The sequence below is a fragment of the Photobacterium piscicola genome, from assembly GCF_900166965.1.
Classification (GTDB): domain Bacteria; phylum Pseudomonadota; class Gammaproteobacteria; order Enterobacterales; family Vibrionaceae; genus Photobacterium; species Photobacterium piscicola.
Genome location: NZ_FUZI01000002.1, coordinates 470,175 through 489,428, shown reverse-complemented (window position 1 = coordinate 489,428; position 19,254 = coordinate 470,175). Strand labels below are relative to the sequence as shown.

Annotated in this window: 19 protein-coding genes; 18 read left to right on the top strand and 1 reads right to left on the bottom strand. The window is 41.6% G+C overall.

Annotated elements, in window-relative coordinates; translation table 11 throughout:
* Positions 1–48 precede the first annotated feature (48 nt).
* The 9 genes from flgB to flgJ all read left to right on the top strand — a co-directional run bounded on the left by flgB (position 49) and on the right by flgJ (position 7,740).
* Positions 49–444, top strand: a complete 396-nt coding sequence (flgB, locus tag CZ809_RS08470) for a flagellar basal body rod protein FlgB (protein WP_080157011.1) — start codon at positions 49–51, stop codon at positions 442–444.
* 3 nt (positions 445–447) lie between these two features.
* Positions 448–861, top strand: coding sequence for a flagellar basal body rod protein FlgC (gene flgC, locus CZ809_RS08465; protein ID WP_045036601.1), 414 nt, complete (start codon positions 448–450; stop codon positions 859–861).
* Between the two features lie 17 nt (positions 862–878).
* Positions 879–1,625, top strand: a complete 747-nt coding sequence (flgD, locus tag CZ809_RS08460; RefSeq protein WP_080157009.1) for a flagellar hook assembly protein FlgD — start codon at positions 879–881, stop codon at positions 1,623–1,625.
* 6 nt (positions 1,626–1,631) lie between these two features.
* Positions 1,632–3,017 carry a flagellar hook protein FlgE gene (gene flgE / locus CZ809_RS08455; protein ID WP_080157008.1) on the top strand — a complete coding sequence of 462 codons (1,386 nt, stop codon included), beginning with the start codon at positions 1,632–1,634 and terminating at the stop codon, positions 3,015–3,017.
* Between the two features lie 158 nt (positions 3,018–3,175).
* Positions 3,176–3,925: a flagellar basal-body rod protein FlgF gene (gene flgF, locus CZ809_RS08450; protein WP_080157006.1), complete on the top strand. Its 750-nt coding sequence runs from the start codon at positions 3,176–3,178 to the stop codon at positions 3,923–3,925.
* A gap of 19 nt (positions 3,926–3,944) precedes the next feature.
* On the top strand, positions 3,945–4,733 hold the full coding sequence (gene flgG / locus CZ809_RS08445; protein WP_080157004.1) for a flagellar basal-body rod protein FlgG: 789 nt from the start codon (positions 3,945–3,947) through the stop codon (positions 4,731–4,733).
* A gap of 91 nt (positions 4,734–4,824) precedes the next feature.
* Positions 4,825–5,547, top strand: a complete 723-nt coding sequence (locus CZ809_RS08440) for a flagellar basal body L-ring protein FlgH (RefSeq protein ID WP_080157190.1) — start codon at positions 4,825–4,827, stop codon at positions 5,545–5,547.
* A gap of 82 nt (positions 5,548–5,629) precedes the next feature.
* Complete coding sequence (locus CZ809_RS08435; protein WP_080157003.1) at positions 5,630–6,721, top strand: flagellar basal body P-ring protein FlgI; 1,092 nt, start codon at positions 5,630–5,632, stop codon at positions 6,719–6,721.
* 17 nt (positions 6,722–6,738) lie between these two features.
* Positions 6,739–7,740: a flagellar assembly peptidoglycan hydrolase FlgJ gene (gene flgJ / locus CZ809_RS08430; RefSeq protein WP_080157001.1), complete on the top strand. Its 1,002-nt coding sequence runs from the start codon at positions 6,739–6,741 to the stop codon at positions 7,738–7,740.
* Positions 7,741–7,836: 96 nt separating this feature from the next.
* On the opposite strand, the gene CZ809_RS08425 is transcribed toward flgJ, so the two are convergent.
* Complete coding sequence (locus CZ809_RS08425) at positions 7,837–8,022, bottom strand: flagellar hook protein (RefSeq protein ID WP_080156999.1); 186 nt, start codon at positions 8,020–8,022, stop codon at positions 7,837–7,839.
* A 237-nt stretch (positions 8,023–8,259) separates the two neighbouring features.
* Between CZ809_RS08425 and flgK the strand changes: the two genes are divergently transcribed.
* The 9 genes from flgK to CZ809_RS08380 all read left to right on the top strand — a co-directional run bounded on the left by flgK (position 8,260) and on the right by CZ809_RS08380 (position 19,250).
* The gene (gene flgK / locus CZ809_RS08420) at positions 8,260–10,209 is read left to right on the top strand and encodes a flagellar hook-associated protein FlgK (protein WP_080156998.1); all 1,950 of its coding nucleotides are present in this window, start codon (positions 8,260–8,262) and stop codon (positions 10,207–10,209) included.
* A gap of 12 nt (positions 10,210–10,221) precedes the next feature.
* Complete coding sequence (gene flgL, locus CZ809_RS08415; protein ID WP_080156996.1) at positions 10,222–11,478, top strand: flagellar hook-associated protein FlgL; 1,257 nt, start codon at positions 10,222–10,224, stop codon at positions 11,476–11,478.
* Positions 11,479–11,912: 434 nt separating this feature from the next.
* Positions 11,913–13,439, top strand: coding sequence for a flagellin (locus tag CZ809_RS08410; protein WP_080156994.1), 1,527 nt, complete (start codon positions 11,913–11,915; stop codon positions 13,437–13,439).
* Between the two features lie 87 nt (positions 13,440–13,526).
* Positions 13,527–13,976, top strand: a complete 450-nt coding sequence (locus tag CZ809_RS08405) for a flagellar protein FlaG (RefSeq protein ID WP_080156992.1) — start codon at positions 13,527–13,529, stop codon at positions 13,974–13,976.
* Between the two features lie 11 nt (positions 13,977–13,987).
* Positions 13,988–15,430 (top strand): flagellar filament capping protein FliD, encoded by a 1,443-nt coding sequence (gene fliD / locus CZ809_RS08400; protein ID WP_080156991.1) that lies wholly within the window; start codon positions 13,988–13,990, stop codon positions 15,428–15,430.
* 8 nt (positions 15,431–15,438) lie between these two features.
* Complete coding sequence (locus CZ809_RS08395; protein ID WP_080156989.1) at positions 15,439–15,756, top strand: flagellar biosynthesis protein FliS; 318 nt, start codon at positions 15,439–15,441, stop codon at positions 15,754–15,756.
* A gap of 56 nt (positions 15,757–15,812) precedes the next feature.
* On the top strand, positions 15,813–16,214 hold the full coding sequence (gene fliS, locus CZ809_RS08390; protein WP_080156987.1) for a flagellar export chaperone FliS: 402 nt from the start codon (positions 15,813–15,815) through the stop codon (positions 16,212–16,214).
* A gap of 250 nt (positions 16,215–16,464) precedes the next feature.
* Positions 16,465–17,910: a sigma-54 dependent transcriptional regulator gene (locus tag CZ809_RS08385; protein ID WP_080156986.1), complete on the top strand. Its 1,446-nt coding sequence runs from the start codon at positions 16,465–16,467 to the stop codon at positions 17,908–17,910.
* A 317-nt stretch (positions 17,911–18,227) separates the two neighbouring features.
* The gene (locus CZ809_RS08380; protein WP_080156984.1) at positions 18,228–19,250 is read left to right on the top strand and encodes a sensor histidine kinase; all 1,023 of its coding nucleotides are present in this window, start codon (positions 18,228–18,230) and stop codon (positions 19,248–19,250) included.
* The last annotated feature ends 4 nt before the right edge of the window (positions 19,251–19,254 follow it).

Below are 19,254 nucleotides of genomic sequence, written 5' to 3'. Positions count from 1 at the left end.
TTACTGCTGTTGTCACTGTGACAGTAAATAACACCGTAGAGGCAAAGCATGTCGATTTCTTTTGATAAAGCATTAGGTATTCATCAGTATACCGTTGGTGCACGAGCAACACGTGCAGAAACATTAGCGAGCAACCTTGCGAATGTTAATACTCCAGGCTTTAAGGCAAAAGATATCGACTTTAGCCGCGTCCTGCAATCGGCAACCGCAGGGGCAAACGTTGGCCTTAATCGTACCAATGGGCGGCATATTACTGCCTCTCCAGCCGCCAATGGCGAACAACTTTATCGAGTGCCAACTCAGCCTGATACTGGTGATGGCAATACTGTTGATGCGCAATTAGAACAAAATTTATTTATGCAGAATAGTATTGAATATCAAGCATCGCTCGATTTTTTAGGCTCTAAATTTAAGAATTTAACCAAGGCATTGAAAGGGGAATAATGGATGAGTTTATTTAATATCTTTAATGTGACCGGTTCTGCCATGAGTGCTGAATCAGTACGACTTAATACCACCTCTAGTAACTTAGCCAATGCCAACAGTGTCAGTAGCTCAGCGCAAGAAACTTATAAAGCGCGTTACCCTATTTTTGCGGCAGCGCTTGATAGTGCTAATCAAGGCGATGCTAGCGTGCCAGTACAACTGCAAGGGATTGTTGAAAGTAATGAGCCATTAAGTGCGGAATATAATCCTGAGCATCCATTGGCGAACAGTGCTGGTTATATTTATAAACCTAATGTCAATGTGATGGAAGAAATGGCGAATATGATTTCCGCATCACGCTCTTACCAAAATAATGTTCAAGTGGCGGATGCAAGTAAGCAAATGCTGATGAAAACCTTGCAGATGGGCAAATAAGCTAAGGAGTTTGTGTTATGACAACCATTAACGGTGCCGGGCAATCTCTTTCTTATCTTGACCAGTTAAAAGGTATGCAAGATAAAAAGATTGCCCAAGAACAACCTACAACGGGCACTAATCAATTAAAACAAGACGATTTTTTATCGTTGTTAACTAAACAGTTAGCGCAACAAGATCCGTTTAAGCCTGTGGGTAATGATCAGATGATCGCTCAAATGGCATCTTTTGCTACCGTTGATGGTATCAATAAAATGAATGAACAATTTGGTTCACTCAATAGTGCTATGACATCAAACCAAGCGTTGCAAGCCTCATCGTTAGTTGGACAAGATGTGCTTATTCCAAGTGCATCGGCATTGAAAAACCATGACGGTGAAATGGCGGGCATGGTACGCATGCAACAAGGGGTCGATAACGCCATTCTGCGGGTTGAAAATGAGCAAGGCGTATTAGTAAAAACTATTACTCTAGGTGCAAAATCTGCAGGGGAACATCCGTTTGCATGGGATGGAAAAGACGATGCTGGCAATGTGATGCCACAAGGCAAATATAACTTTTCGGTATCGGGAACTGTTGGCGGCGAAAGCCAACAATTTGAAGTATTAACTCACGCTAATGTTAACAGTGTTTTATTAGGTAATAGTGACGGCAAAGTAATGTTAAATCTGGCGGGGGTGACCAAACCTGTCAACTTAGCCGAAGTTTTACAAATTGGTAAAAGTGCACAATCCGCGGCACCACTTAGTACACAACAAGGATAATTTACGATGAGCATGAATATCGCATTAAGTGGCTTGGGTGCTGCGCAAAAGGATTTAAATACCACCAGTAATAACATTGCTAACGCCAATACTTTTGGTTTTAAAGAGTCACGGGCAGAGTTTGGGGATGTGTATTCTAATTCCATCTTCTCAAACGCTAAAACCACGACGGGTGGTGGTGTACAAACTTCAACCGTGGCACAACAGTTCCATGAAGGTTCAAGCATTTATACCAATAACCCATTAGATTTACGGGTATCTGGTGCGGGTTTTTTTGCGGTGGCAGATAATAAAAATGAAGCTGCAAACAGTAATTTAACCCGTAATGGTGCGTTTCAGTTAAACAATGAAAATGAATTAGTTAATGCGGAAGGAAAGTTTTTACTCGGTTATCCTGTTAATCAAGATTCAAATACTGTTGCTTCTTATGAGGCTAAATCTTTAAAAATTGATGATGTATTTGGACAGCCAACGGCGTCTAAAAATATCAAAGTTTCGCTTAACTTGCCTAACAAAGAGACTGCACCTAAAACGCAGCCATTTGATTTTACAAATAGTGACTCATTCAGTCGTTCTACCTCATCAACTATTTATGACTCACTCGGTAAGCCATATAAAATGACCACTTATTATGTGGCTAAGTATGATCCTAATGCCGTAGCACCAGAATCAACCAATGCCAATACATGGGAAGTCTACCAAACCGTGACTGATAATAACGGCAAAGAAAAAGCATTAGATGCTAAAGCAGAGTCTTTACCTACGGGGTATTCAGTCGCAGGTTCAAATGGTCATCTGGGGTATATGATGAAGTTTGATGCTAATGGACAACCACTAAAAGCAACACCAGCAGTACCGCCTGACGCTGCTATTCCTGGAACACCATTAAATATTCAGATGGAAAGTTTTGCCGAGGCGGCTATTGATGTGGGTGGTGCGGATGGCACTCAAGCAATCACCATGAATTATGAAGATCCAACGCAGTATGCGTCGGCGTTTGAAGTGCGTAAGTTTCAGGATGTTGATGGTGCATCAACAGGGTATTTATCTAAAGTGGATATTGATCCTGAAGGTAACATTATGGCGTCTTATTCAAACGGTAAAGATTTAGTTGTTGGTCGCGTGGCGATGGCTCGAGTTGCCAATGAGCAAGGGCTTACGCAACTTGGTGGCTCGCTATGGAATGCAACCCAAGAGTCGGGTGAAGTGGTGTGGGGGGATGCATCTCAAGGTTCATTTGGCGCCATCAAAAGTGGTACTTTAGAGCAATCCAACATTGATATGACTCAAGAGCTGGTGGATTTGATCAGTGCCCAGCGTAACTTCCAAGCCAGTTCTCGTGCCTTGGATGTTAATAACCAGCTGCAACAAAATATTCTTCAGATCCGTTAATTTCAAATGCGTTAATTATTATTAATCGCTCGACGCCACCGTTATCGGTGGCGTTTTTGTATCTTCAGTTCTCAATTCTTAGCCGTTGTTATTCTTTACCCACATCTTGGCGTAGTTTTTGCTTTAAATCGGCTAATGCACAGAGGAGTGTCAAAAAAATGGATCGGGCGCTGTTTCTCGCTATGAGCGGGGCAAAACAAGATATGCAAGGCATGCGAGTACATGCCAATAACCTTGCTAACGTGAGCACTACAGGTTTTCGTGCTGACTTACAGCAAGCGCGTAGTATGCAGGCTTTTGGTGATGGAGTGCCGAGTCGTGTGTTTACTATGGCAGAGCGCACGGGCAATGATTTTGCTCAAGGTTCGATGATCAATACTGGGCGTGATCTTGATGTTGCGGTACAAGGTGATGGTTGGTTGGCTGTTCAAGATGCGGGTGGTCAAGAAGGATATACTCGCGCGGGACATCTTAACGTTGATCAGATGGGCATGCTGCAAAATAGTAATGGTCAGCTTGTTTTAGGGCGCAATGATAGCCCGATCTTTATTCCTCTGCCGATTAATAAAATTGAGATTAGTCAAGATGGTACGGTCTCAGTAATCCCTAAGGGAGCACCATCAGATGTGATGGTAACGGTTGATCGTATTAAGTTAGTCAAACCTGAAAATCGAAGTCTGTTTAAAGATACAGATGGTCTCTTTAAGGTGATTGGTAATCGTGATCCATTAGATGCCGATGCTAGCGTCAGTTTAGCTAAAGGCATGCTTGAAGGCAGTAATGTTAATGCGGTGGCCGAAATGACCAGTATGATCGATTTACAGCGTCACTTTGAAATGCAAGTGAAGTTAATGAAAACAGCCGAAGAAATGGATAAATCTTCTTCTTCTCTGATGCGTATCAGCTAATTACTAAAGGACGATCATCATGCATCCAGCATTGTGGGTCAGTAAAACGGGTTTAGATGCCCAACAAACCAATATTTCAACCATTTCTAATAACTTAGCTAACGCATCAACTATAGGTTTTAAGAAAAGTCGCGCGGTTTTTGAAGATCTGTTTTATCAAAATATTAATCAGCCCGGCGGTAAATCAACCCAAGATACCACATCGCCAAGTGGCTTAATGCTGGGTGCTGGTTCAAAAGTGGTTGCGACTCAAAAAGTGTTTACTCAAGGTAATACTCAAACCACCAATAATGCCATGGATATGATGATTGAAGGTGATGGTTTTTTCCAAGTCTTACTGCCTGATGGCAATATTGGTTATACCCGTAATGGTCAATTTACGATTAACGATCAAGGTATTTTAGTCACCAGTGGTAGCGGTTATCCGGTGCAACCTGAAATTGTAGTGCCTGATAATGCGGTGGGTATTACTGTCGGTACTGATGGCGAAGTGTCGGCGCGTATTCGTGATCAACAAGAAAATGAAGTGCTAGGGCAATTAACCACCACCGATTTTATTAACCCCGCAGGTTTAGAGCCGATTGGACAAAATTTATTCTTACCCACAGGAGCCAGCGGTGATCCGCAAGAAGGTACACCAGGTTTAGAAGGTTTTGGCTCTATTCGTCAATCAATGCTTGAAACATCTAATGTCAATGTGACTGAAGAGCTAGTGAATATGATTGAAGCGCAGCGGGTCTATGAAATGAACTCCAAAGTGATTTCAACCGTTGATCAAATGTTGAGTTACGTTAATCAGCAACTATAAGTTTATTAGCTAGGAAATCGCTGTGAAAGTACATTCAAATCACCATGGACGCTGGCTATTGATTGCTCTTGTTTGTAGTTTAAGCGGGTGTATGTCAACGCCAGATTCAGTGGGCAGTGATATTGAAAAAGCCACGACTAATGTTGATGCTGTTGAAGGTAAACAGCCTGAATCAAAGAGTTTAATTGACCGTTTACGCGCGCGTGATGATGCTCAAATGAATGATCCGGCATGGAATCCGGTTCGACCGCAAGCTAAGCCTGAACATTATGCAACTGCAACCGGATCGTTATTTAATCAAGATCAAGCGCAAGATTTATATGATGACACCAAGCCGCGCGGTATTGGCGATATTGTGACAATCTTGCTTGAAGAAAAAACCACCGCGAAGAAAAATGCCAGTTCAGATCTTGATAAGAAAACCGATCTTCACATGAATCCGATAGAGCTAGGGGGTAAACCTGTCACTCTGCATGATTATACCCTGTCTTATGCGATGGCAAATAATAATACCTTTGAAGGATCAACATCGGCTGATCAAAGTAACAGCATTAAAGGTTCCATTTCTGTTGAAGTTATTGATGTGTTGAGTAATGGCAACTTAGTTATTCGCGGTGAGAAATGGTTAATGCTCAATACAGGTGAAGAATATATTCGTGTAAGCGGCAATATTCGTCCGGATGATATCGATCAAGATAACACTATTGCTTCAACCCGTATTTCTAATGCGCGCATTCAATATTCAGGTACTGGCGATCGCCAAGATGTTCAGCAGCAAAATTGGTTATCCCGCTTTTTTAATGTTGCTTTTTAATAGAACTTTTTAATCTCATTATTCATCTCGCCTTTGTATAAGGTTGGTTGCTTTATCGTTTTAACTTGTCTTGGAGAATCGCTTGAGAATTTCGACAATATGTTTACTGGCATTCACTTTCTTCGCCACAACTGTACAGGCGGCACGTATTAAAGATGTTGCAGCGGTTGCTGGCGTACGGAGTAACCAATTGGTCGGTTATGGCTTAGTCGTGGGTTTACCGGGAACTGGTGAAACTACCCCTTTTACAGAGCAAACTTTTAATGCAATGCTGCAAAATTTTGGGATTCAATTACCTGTAGGTACTAAACCTAAAACCAAAAATGTCGCGGCAGTTGCGGTGAATGCCACCTTACCTGCGTTTACTAAACAAGGGCAGACCATTGATATTACCGTGTCTTCTATTGGTTCAGCGAAAAGTTTACGTGGAGGCACATTATTACAAACGTTTCTAAAAGGCCTGGACGGTAAAGTGTATGCGATTGCACAAGGCAGTTTAGTGGTCGGCGGTTTTAGTGCCGAGGGGGCTGACGGTTCTAAAGTTGTCGGCAATACGCCTACCGTTGGTCGAATCACGAATGGTGCGATGGTTGAGCAAGAAGTTTCAAATCCCTTTGGCCGTGGTGATTATTTAACTTTTAATTTATATGAGTCTGATTTTACTACTGCACAACGAATGTCCGATTCTATTAATCAATTTTTAGGGCCACAAATGGCGTCTGCTGTCGATGCGACTTCGATTCGTGTGCGTGCTCCACGTGATGTCAGTCAGCGCGTTGCGTTTTTATCGACCGTGGAAAATTTGGAATTTGATCCTGCTGAAGGCTCAGCCAAAATCATTGTTAATTCACGTACTGGCACCATTGTTATCGGACAACATGTCAAATTACGTCCAGCGGCAATTACCCATGGTGGCATGACGGTATCAATTAAAGAGAATGCACAAGTGAGTCAGCCTAATGCCTTTGCGGGTGGCGATACAGTGGTGGTGCCTAATTCTCAGATCACCGTTAATGAATCAGATGCACGCATGTTTAAATTTGAACCCGGAGTGACATTGGATGAATTAGTGCGAGCGGTCAATCAAGTTGGCGCGGCACCATCAGATTTGATGGCCATTTTACAAGCATTAAAACAAGCTGGTGCCATTGAAGGCCAGTTAATTATTATCTGATATTTAAGAGAGCGGCAATGAAACAAATAGAGCCTGGTTTTATTCATGATTTAAGTAGCCTTGATCGCCTACGGGCAGGCATTGGTGAGGATAAAAAAGGCTCTTTACGTGAGGCCGCGGTTCAATTTGAATCTATTTTTACGCAGATGTTATTTAAATCGATGCGTGAAGCCAATAGTGCGTTTGAATCCGATTTAATGAGCAGTAATAATGGCAAATTTTATCAACAAATGCATGACGAACAAATGTCGTCGCAGCTAAGTACCACAGGTAGTCTTGGGTTGGCAGATATGATTGTTAAGCAGTTAGGTGGTGAGCAACAAGATAATAGTCAGCACCAACCAACAACAGATTTATATCCACAACAACAGCCGCAGCCGTTTTTAATTCGTCCAATTAATACTGATGTGATTGCGTTGCCATTAGCAGAGTCACCTGCCAGTAAGCTGAGTCCATCAGATAAGCAGCAATCACAGCCAACAATGCTCACTGTTATTGCCAAAACACAGCCAACGATAACCACAGAATCACCACTAAAACCAACTGAACCGACAAGTTTTTCCTCTGCAGAAGCATTTGTGAGTTATATGAAGCCTTATGCTCAGCGTGCAGCACGTGCGCTAGGTACTGATCCGTCATTATTGATTGCACAAGCAGCATTAGAAACTGGGTGGGGAAAGAAGGTGATTAATAATGCTCTGGGTTCAAGCAATAATTTATTTAATATTAAAGCGGATCCGCGTTGGCAGGGGCAAAAAGTTGCCACTAAGACATTAGAATTTCATGATGGTATTGCCGTACAAGAGCAAGCGGCGTTTCGATCTTATGATTCTTACCAACATAGCTTTGATGATTTTGTTAATTTCTTACAGCACAACCCGCGTTATTCAAAAGCATTAACGCACAGTAACCAGCCGCAGCAATTTATTCGTGAAATTCATCAAGCGGGGTATGCCACTGATCCGAATTACAGCAATAAGGTGTTAGCTGTCATGAAAAAAGTGCAGAGCTTATTGTGATACGTGGTTATTGTGATTAGGAATGGTAATCAAAGTTAATAGTGATCAAAGGGGATAACAATAGCAGAATGAATCGTTAATACCGTAATAAAAATATTACACCACAATATCAATTAGACTTGATACCATCTTGATCAGATCGTTACTTTCAAATAACGCTCCTTCCACTTCCTTATCAGACACTGGTTTTTTATCTTGCTTATCATCAACGCTATCGGTGATTAGTGGCACCACCACTTCTTTTATTGCGTAACCAATCAGTCCTGAAAGTAAAATATTCATTAACGATATCCTTTATTTTGAAGGCTGTTTTGCCATTGTTTTTGATGGTGTTTTATCTATATCGGCAGCAACGGCAAAAGTATAAGTAAATAAATGCCAATTAACAGTATTTATTTAAACAATGCCGTTAAAGATAGAATTTATTTAAAAGTGGTTCAGATCTTGCTTGTTAGCAACAGCGTTATCGCACGATTGTTGCCGATAATGGTTTGAATTTTAGTGGGGAGCAAACAGGCGATGGCGGTAGATTTGATGCAAATTGGGGTGAGTGGCTTACGCACATCTCAAAAACAATTGGATGTGACAAGTCATAATATTACCAACGTCAACACGCCAGGATATAGCCGCCAAGTTGTTGAACAAAAAGCCGATGATGCGCAGTGGAATGGTAATAGTTACTATGGTACTGGTGCTTATATTGATAATGTCAGTCGTGCTTATGATCAATTTGCTGCTCGCGAACTGACGCTTTCCACCACTCAACTAGAAGAAGCTAATGTTAAACAACAGCATTTAGCAATGCTGGATGATTTTACCTCTAAAAGTGCAGTTAATAGCGTTAACAGTATGAACGATTTTTATCATTCTGTGCGCTCTTTAGCTGATAATCCTAATGATCTGGGTAGTCGTCAAACGGTACTGGAACATGCCAATCAAGCCGCGGTGAACTTAAATAATGCCCATGAAACTCTAACCAATATTCGTACTGATGTTAATCAGCAATTGAGTGTCTCTTTAGAGCGGGTGAATGCATTAGGGCAAGAACTTGCCGCGGTCAATACCAGTTTGCAGCAACAATCTAGCAGCGATGGTAGTAATGATCTGTTTGATCAACAACGTACTCTGATTAATGAATTAGCCCAATATACGCAAGTGACCGTGTTGGCAGATAAAGGCAGTTTAGCCAATACAGTTATCATTGGTAGCGGTGATACCTTGGTGTCAGGTGTAAGTGCTTCACAACTTAAATTAGTCGATGGCGATCCTGATATTGCCAATAAACAAATCGCGTTAATTAATGGCAATAATAGTAAACCGATTAAAAGCGACACCATTGGTGGCAGCTTAGGTGCAATGCTGACAGTGCGTGATGATGTTATTGATAAAAGTTTGGATCAACTCGGACAAATGGCGCTTGGCTTTGGATCGCAAATGAATGATCTTCAGCAACAAGGGGTTGATCTTAATGGTCAGCAAGGACAAGCGTTGTTCAATGATATTAATAGTCCGAATGCGATGTCACAACGGGCACTTAAACCCTTTGGTAGTAGCAGTGATATTAGCGTTAAAATTGATGATATTAATCAACTTAAAATCGGTGATTATCAATTAATTAGTGATGCAACCAGCCATACGCTGATTGATCAACAAGGTAATAAAACGGCCTTAACAGCAAATGTAAAAGGTAAATTTGAAGCGAAGGTTGATGGCTTAGAAATCACCATTAATCAACCACCCACGTTGATGGCTGGAGAAACTGAAACCGCCATCATTCAACCTTTACGTCGTGGTGCAGCGGATATTAGTTTAGCCTTAACTGATCCTCGTGGGCTGGCGGGACACCGTCAATTAACAGCAATAGCGGCTGAATCCAATCTGGGCTCGGCAACCATCACCAAAGCGACTGCTGTGTCTGATAATGCCGCAGGTCGGTATCAATTACAGTTAAACGCCGCGGGCGATCAAGTTACCGTTACTGACTTAAAAACCAATACCAATGTTGAATTAGCAGATAATAAATATTCAGCTGAAAATGGCGCCACCATTGCTTTTAAAACGGGTGCTACTTCCTCAATTCCCGTTATGAGTTTATCTGCTGGCGCAAAAGCTAACGACAGCTTTGAAATTGAACTGGGCACTCAAAATGCTCAAGGCGGTAATGGCAATTTCTTGGCGATGCAGCAAGTGCAGCACCAAAAAACCATGGCAGACGGTAAATCAAGTGTGATTGATTTATTTGAAGGCTTAGCCACTGATATTGGGATGCTCAAAAAAAATGCCGATAAATTAAGTGAAGTGAATCAGCTTGATTTTGATTCAGCCTCAGAGCGAGTATCGAATTTATCTGGGGTTAACCTTGATGAAGAGGCCGCTAATCTAATGAAGTTTCAACAATCGTACATGGCGTCATCACGAATTATGTCGGTGGCGAAAGAAACCTTTGATACCTTAATGCGCGCAGTATAACGAGGAGTTGTCATGATCAATCGCGTCTCAACCGCCAGTCAGTACCAAAATCTGACCTCCAACTTAATGCGTAAGCAAGGCGAATTGAATCAAACTAACGGCCAATTATCTAGCGGCAAACGGGTCGAAACCGCAGGGGATGATCCGGTGTCATCGGTGACGATTCAAAACTACCGCCAACAGTTAACTCAAATCGATCAATATAATAGTGCCATCACCCTTGCAAATAATCGTCTGCAAACCATGGAAACCGCGATAGCTGGTGTTGAAGATAACCTTGGCGCAACCAAGCAAAAAGTACTTGGTATGATTAATGGTGCGATGGCAAGTGATGACCGCGCCGCATTTAAAGACGAATTAATTAGCTTACGTGATGGTTTACTTGAATTAGCCAATAGCCGTGATGAAGCGGGTAATTATGTATTTGCGGGTAATCAATCTGACACTAAGCCGTTTATGGAAGCCATTGATGGCAGCATGGATTATCACGGCGATAGCCAGTCACGTTATGCTCAAATAGATAAATCAGTTAACGTAAAAACCAGTTTACCAGGCGATCAATTATTTACCGATGTCCCTAATAGTTACGGTGATTTTCGACCTGTCTTTAGCGATGGTGCTGATGGCTTAACCGACGGTTCTAAACTGCATCTCCTTGCTGCGACTACCAGTGATTTTAGTTCAGCTGAAGCTATTGAAGTAAGTTTCAATGAAGTTGATATCGCAGCTGCAGATGGTACAACAACCAAAGAGATGCAATATAACTTAACCGTTGGGGGCAAAGTCGTTGCTGCAAATCAAGCTTATGATTCAGAACAAGGCATCGTTTATAAAGATCCTGTAGCTGCCGATAGCGCCACCTTGAATTTAAAATTTGGTGATATCAGCAGTGGCGATAATATTAGCTTAAAGCCAGCCCAAACCATTAATATTTTTGATTCGATTCAGAGTGCGATTGATAACGCAGAGCGTCCAACTTCATCGCCTGCGGCAGAAGCGAATTTACAACGAGTGATTGATGATCTTGATAGTGGTTTTGTGCATATGAACCAACAGCGTTCAGAAGTCGGCACTATTATGCAGCAGGTCGATCGCCAGTTAGAACAGCATCTTGATTTTGAGTTAACTCTAAATCAGGCGCAAAGTGGCTTAGAAGATCTCGATTACAGCAAAGCAATCATGGATATGAATCAACAAATGATGGCATTGCAAGCCTCGCAGCAAGCGTTTGGGCAAACCAAGCAATTGTCATTGTTTAATTATATTTAGGGGGGAGAGGTAAGAGCAGGGACGAGTTTGCTAGGGGCGAGGAAGAGCAGAATATAGGTAAGAGCAGGGACGAGTTTCGAGGAAAAGCAGAACAAAGAGTCTGTGGCAGCCCATTATGCGTCATCTCGGAAGTCGAGGGCCGAGGCTATCCGTGATCTACTCAACGCGTGCTTGAGCCTTAAAGACGCCAGTGAAAACCTATTAACAGATACCGCAACACATTCATTCTACAACGCGCTAATAGTAGATTCCCTATCGCGTTCGTAACCTCACTGTAGGGAATGACGGGGGTGCGTTAACCTCGCCTACAAAAACCTAAAAATAATCCTAAAGCTTCGCCAAAAGGTGCCGTTAACTTTAGCACTAAGTTAATTAAATCTCTTTTTAACCCGGCACCACGTCTGGGAAAGATCATACCAAGGAGTGTCACCTTTATGGCTATTACAATTAATACTAACGTAACAGCAATGACTGCCCAGCGTAACCTTAACAGTGCAAGCAGCAGTGTTGCCGACAGCATGCAAAAACTATCATCTGGTCTGCGCATTAACTCTGCTAAAGACGATGCTGCCGGTCTGCAAATTTCAAACCGTTTGACCAACCAAACTAATGGTCTAAACGTCGCAATGCGTAACGCTAACGATGGTGTGTCAATGGCACAAACGGCTGAAGGTGCGATGTCAGAATCAACCACTATCATGGAGCGTATGCGTGAGCTAGCTCTTCAATCTGCTAACGGTTCAAACTCAGATAAAGACCGTGACGCAATGCAGAAAGAAATGGGTGAATTGCAAAGCGAAATGAACCGTATCGCTGATACAACCAGTTTCGGTGGCCAAAACCTTCTTGATGGTTCATTTGGTTCAAAATCTTTCCAAATTGGTTCTAATTCAAATGAAACTCAAAGCCTAGAGTTGATGGATGTATCTTCACATGCTATTGGCCGTTCATATTCAGGCGTTTCTGATGCAGCTGATGCAGTTAAGTCTGACTTTGGTGGTGGTATGTCAACTGGTTCATCAGAATTTGGATTTAAGCTAGGTGACGCTGAACATAAAATTGATGTTACACAAGATATGACCGCTGAAGATTTTCAGAATAAAATCAATAATGTTGATGGTGTTAGCAATGTATCTGTAACAGAAAAAACGGCAGGTATAAAAGGCGAAGATGCAGTAGCAACAACTCAAACAATATCAGGCTTAAATACTTCAGGTACAGGAGCCTTAACTTTAACTGTTGGAGCAAAAGAATTTTCAGTAGCTAAAGATTCTACTGAATCTGACCTTGTTGCTGCAATTAATGCTGATGCTGATTCAAAAGCCGCAGGTATTACTGCTACTTTGAATGCAGAAACAAAAGAAATTACTTTATCTAAAGCTGATGGTACTGATTTAGCTGTTAAGGCTGAATATAAAGCAGCAGCAGCTGGAAGCTCAATTACTATTGGTAGTGAACCTGCATACGCAGGGGCCTCTGCGGCTGTTGCTGCTAAAACTACAACATCTGACAATGGGGTAGAAAAGGTTGATGAAGTAGGTGCAAAATTTGATATCGACTTCTCAAAAGCAAAATTCGATACAGATATCGCAACTTATGATATTGGTGCTGGAAGTAAAGGTGTTGCCACAGGCACAGTAACCACTGAATCAGTAGCAAGCCTAGATCTATCAACTCAAGAAGGTGCTCAAAACGCTATCGATGTACTTGATTCAGCAATGGAGCAAGTAGACGAAAAACGTGCGGAAATCGGTGCGTTCCAAAACCGTATGACGCACACCATGAGCAACTTGGCGAACATCAACGAAAACGTTAATGCGTCAAACAGCCGTATCAAAGATGTTGATTTCGCTTCTGAAACTATCAACATGACTAAAGGTCAGATCCTGCAACAAGCGGGTACTTCTATCCTTGCGCAAGCAAAACAAATTCCACAAGCGGCACTTAGCCTACTAGGTTAATCCGCTCTAAATATCGTGCCCTGTTGATACCATCAGCAGGGCATTATTGTATTTTAATCGCTAACAAATATGCTCAAGGAACTAGCTATGGCGATCACTTCTACTGCTGCAACAGGACAATATACCGCGCTACAGACATCATTAAATAGTACGACTTCAGCGACGGTCAATACTGCTCATCAGTCTAAATCTGATCCAACTTATAGTGAGTTACAACCTAGCGGCAAGCCATTGCCATTGATAACCACGTTAAAGGATGTTGATGATGTTAATCCTCCTCTTGATGACAATCTGCTTAATTCATTTACGCCTGATCCTATCGCAGAGCAAGAACGCATTAAGCAGATTGAACAAGTATTACAACAATGTAACCGCAGTTTACGTTTCCACCAAGATGAGGAAACAGGTAAGCAGATTGCCACCATTGTTGATAATAAAACCGGTGATGTGATTCGCCAAGTTCCGGCACAAGAATTGCTAGAGTTAAACAAAAATTTAGCCAAGCATGCTCTGGGCTCTATCAGTAAAACAGTGTAGAGGACATAACTATGGGGTTAAGTGCTGCCGGAATGGCATCTGGGCTAGATATTGCAGGCATGACACAGCAATTAGTTGCCGCTGAACGTAAACCAAAAGCAGATCGTATTGAAACACAACAGAAACAAGTTAATGTTTCCCTTAGTGCTTATGGTCAGGTCAAATCATCTGTCAGCGCAATGCAATCAATGCTAGAAAAGTTTGGCAAAGATGAAGCCTTTAATGGTCAAAAAGCCTCGTCTGATAACAGTGATTATTTATCGATAAAAGCCACCGCTAAAGCCAAAAGCGGGGTGTATAACATTAACATTCAGCAAATGGCACAGTCACATAAATTGATGGGTAAAGAACTATTTAGCGCTGATCCAGAAGCCTCTCTTGGTAGCGGTGAAATGGTAATTAAGGTCGGTGATAAATCGATGACCTTAAATATCGGTGAAGACAATGATGATTTATCGTCAGTGGTTGATGCGATTAATAATGCTGAAGATAACCCCGGTGTTACCGCAACCTTAATCAATACTGGTGAAGACGGCGGTTCAAAAATTGTATTTTCAACCAAAGAAATCGGTGAGAAAAATACCATTGAGATTGATACCTCTGCCATGACGGGGCAATTAGCATCACTTGCTTATAAAGACGGCATGGTGGACAGTAAAGTTGATGAGATGCAGGCAGCGCAAGATGCCAAAATCATGATCGATAACTTCACTACCGTTAGCAGCAGTAATAATACCTTTGAAGATGTGATTGAAGGGGTGACGTTAGATCTTAAAAAGCTCACTGGTACTTCAGGCTCAAGTAATCCCGAAACCGATGATATCGATGTTAAATCGGTAAAAATCACTATCGAAAATGATGAGAAAAGCACCAAAGATTCACTGAAATCGTTTGTTGATAGTTATAACAGCTTAATGGGCACCATTGATAAGTTAACCGGATTTGATGCAGATAAAGAACCAGATGATCCTAATCGGGCAGGGGCATTGAACGGTGATAGCTTAACCCGTTCAGTGACCACCCAAATGCGTAACTTACTCAATGAGCCGATTGAGATTAATGGCAAGCTGTATCAAATGTCTGATTTTGGTATTTCTATTCAGCGTGATGGCACACTAGAGCTTGAAGAAGACAGCGATAAGCTTGATGACATTATCAGCGAAAATTTTGCGGTTATCGGCCAATTTTTTGCTCAAGAAGATACGGGCTTTCTAGCTAAAGCCGATAAGCTGTTAGACAGTTTTACTGATAAAACCGATGGTTCATTGTCTGTTAAAGAAGACACGTTAAAAGAGCGCCAAAAATCACTAGACGATGACATGACCGATCTTAATAAACGTATGGCCGCTTATGAAGATCGTACTTATAAACAGTTTTTAGCGATGGATGAAGCCATCGGTCAGATGAATAATCAACTCAGTAGCATGATGAGTTTGATGATGTCGTTTGATTAAGGATATTAATGCAGCCACTCATAATATTAGAGCAACTAACCCAATTAGAACACCAAATCGAACAGTTATTACTTGCGGAAGATTACCCTGATGATTTTCCGCAGCAACTTGAAAACTTAGTCGCTTTGCGTCATCAGCAAGTGGAAGTTGTGCTTAAACATGCGGATTTATCACGGGCGGTATTTGATGACGTTGTTGCTCGTACCCAGGCCATGAAAGGTTTATTACAACAGCATAAAGATCGTATAGGTATGCAATTGGTACGATCGAAAAAAAGTCAAAAATCATTATCGCTCTACAGCAATATTCAACAACATGGACAATAACCTCTAAACCCAATGTTTATTGATAAATGTCTCGCTACTAAACAAAGGATAATAACATGCGTGGTTCTCTTCAGGCATATAAGCAAGTTTCAGTGAATGCACAACTCGCCAGCGCCTCACCGCACCGTATCATTCAAATGTTATACGCTGGGGCGATAGAACGCCTTATTCAGGGCAAAGCGGCGATGGAACAAGGTAATATTGCGGTTAAATGTGAACGTTTAACCAAAGCATTAGATATTGTACTAAGTTTGCGTGATTGTTTATCAATGGAAGATGGTGGTGATATCGCTAAAAACCTTGATGCGCTTTATGATTTTATGGGTAGCGAGATTTCACGCGCCAATGCTGAAAATGTCACTCAGCCTATTGATGATGTGATTGGTATGCTACGCGAAATAAAGTCAGCTTGGGACCAAATTCCAGCGGAATATCACCATCTTACTGAAACAAACTAACTGTTTTTGGGCGTCGGTAACCGTAATTAGAGTTGCCGATAACCATTTTTTTTTGCGTTTTTAGTCTTAAATTGGCATAAAACCTGATCAAATACATTGTTATTTGTATTGGTGTCACAGCTTTTATACGTCAAATCTTGCCTTATGGTGCACATTAATTACAATGTAGCTACTCTCTTCTTGATTGTTGTTCTGTTCGCTACATTGAATATACCGTCAGGGTGTACTCTTATAAAGGCAATATCCATCTATGCACGGTTTAGTAAATACGCTTGTTATTGATGACGACCCACAGCAACGTCATGATTTAGGTGTCATCCTCAACTTTATGGGTGAGCATCATAATGCGCTGTCATCACAAGATTTAACCGTGTCATTATGGGAGCAACCGTGGGGTGTTTGTCTGCTAGGAACAATAACCAATACCAAAAAACTCACTAGTATTATTGAGATGTTGAGAGTGTACCCACAAATTCCTGTGGTTGCGTTAACGAACCATCATGAGTTATTAGCTGAATTACCCAATTATATTGGTGATCTTAAATTTCCGCTGCATTACAACCAACTCGCCGATGCTTTTCGTCATTGCCAAGAATATTTAGGCAAGCGCACTCATCAAGTACCATCTTTAGGCCGTAAGAACATGCTATTTAGAAGCATGGTTGGTCGTAGTACAGCAATTAGTGATATTCGTCGTTTAGTTGAACAAGTCGCTGCTTGTGATGCAAGCGTGTTGATTTTAGGTGAATCAGGCACGGGTAAAGAGGTGGTTGCGCGTAATGTGCATTATCATTCTGAGCGTGGCAAAGGCCCATTTGTACCTGTTAACTGTGGCGCTATTCCAGCTGATTTACTTGAAAGTGAATTATTTGGTCATGAAAAAGGGGCATTTACAGGGGCAATTTCAACCCGTAAAGGCCGATTTGAATTAGCCGAAGGCGGTACTTTATTTTTAGATGAGATTGGTGATATGCCAATGTCGATGCAAGTGAAGTTATTACGTGTCTTACAAGAACGTAGCTTTGAACGTGTAGGTGGCACTCAAACCATTAAAGCGAATGTACGTATTGTAGCGGCAACCCACCGTGATCTGGATAAAATGATTGCCGAGAGATTGTTCCGTGAAGATTTATATTACCGCTTAAATGTATTCCCAATAGACATGCCAGCGTTGCGTGATCGTATCGAAGATATTCCGTTATTATTACAAGAGCTGCTTACCCGTATGGAAGCAGAAGGTGCTAAACGGATCCACTTTACACCACGTGCGATTGCATCATTAATGTTGCATGATTGGCCGGGCAATATTCGCGAATTGGCGAATTTGGTCGAACGATTAACGATCCTTTATCCTGGTGAAATGGTTGATGTTAATCATTTACCAATAAAATACCGTTATAGCCAGCTTCCTGATTTTGTGCCGGAAAGCAGCATGATGTCTATTGAAGAACAAGAACAGCAAGCGTTAGCAGATATGTTTGCGGTTGAAGAAACAGATACCGCATCATTAGGTAATGACTTACCGCCAGAAGGATTAAACCTTAAAGAGATGCTGGCTGAACTTGAAGTTGAAATGATTCGCCAAGCATTAGATGCACAATCAGGCGTTGTTGCACGTGCTGCTGACATGTTGGGTATGCGTCGTACAACGTTAGTAGAAAAAATGCGTAAATATGGATTATCGAAAGACAGTTAATTTACCTTAACTTGCTTTCAATATAAAAAAAGCCACTGCCATTAATTTGGCGGTGGCTTTTTTTATGTTGTTTTCAACATAATCGTTTAATCAATGCCCACTAAATATAACTCTCAGCCATGATGAAGAGGCAGAGTTACTAATAAATATATCCTCGTAAGCTAAAAATGGTGTCCACAAACACAAATGTGTTATTAGTGTCATAAAAATGACATTAATAACTCGTCCGTTATTTATCTAACTGCATGATAAATATGATTTATTAGTGGTATGTTATTTGCATAATCACTGCTATTGTTGTTCGTAGTAGATTAATCATGAGTGACTCATCCATAACATTATTAGCGTTAAACCAGCAAGTTGATCGTTATCAGCAAGTATTACAAGTAATGCCTGTTGCCGTTATTTTATTGGATGAAAAGGGCGTAATTAGTGAAGCTAATCAAGAAGCCTTGCGGTTACTTGGTGAACCATTAATCGGTCAACGTTGGGGAGAGATTATTCAACGTAGTTTCGCACCTCAAGATGATGATGGACATGAGGTTTCATTGCGCAGTGGCCGTAAAGTGAAGCTTGCTATTTCAGCTTCTGCGGCAGGGCAGCTTATTGTGATCACTGATTTAACCGAAACCCGTCAGCTACAGTCACGGTTAAGTGAAATGCAGCGTTTGTCGTCGTTAGGACGAATGGTTGCATCGTTGGCACATCAAGTGCGTACTCCGTTAGCCAGTGCGTTATTGTATGCCGCTAATTTAGCATCATCAGGGTTAACTCCAACCACGCGAACACGTTTTCAAACTAAGCTGGTGGATCGATTATATGATCTGGAAAAACAAGTTAACGATATGCTGTTATTTGCTAAAGGTGGCGACAATAAAGTGGTGAGTGAATTTACTATTGAAAGTTTACTCAACAGTTTAGAAGCAATGATAGAAGCTCAAGTTTTGAGTCATGATGTCGATTTTAGCATTGACTGTGACGATGAAACATTGCGTTTAATGGGCAATGAAAATGCATTAGCGAGCGCGGTGGGTAATTTGATCACTAATGCGATTCAAATGGCTGGCAAAGGTTGCCGAGTTGCAGTGCGCTGTCAACAGCAGGATCAAATGCTATTACTTAGTGTGACAGATAACGGCCCAGGAATTGCGGCAGAGCATCATCAAAAAGTGTTAGAACCTTTTTTTACCACTCGTAAACAAGGCACCGGATTAGGACTGGCTGTGGTACAGATGGTGGTATCAGCCCATCACGGTAGTTTGATATTAGATTCACAACTGGGGCAAGGGGCCACATTTACCTTGCAGTTACCGTTAGTCACATCAGTTCAAGCCGCATAATGGT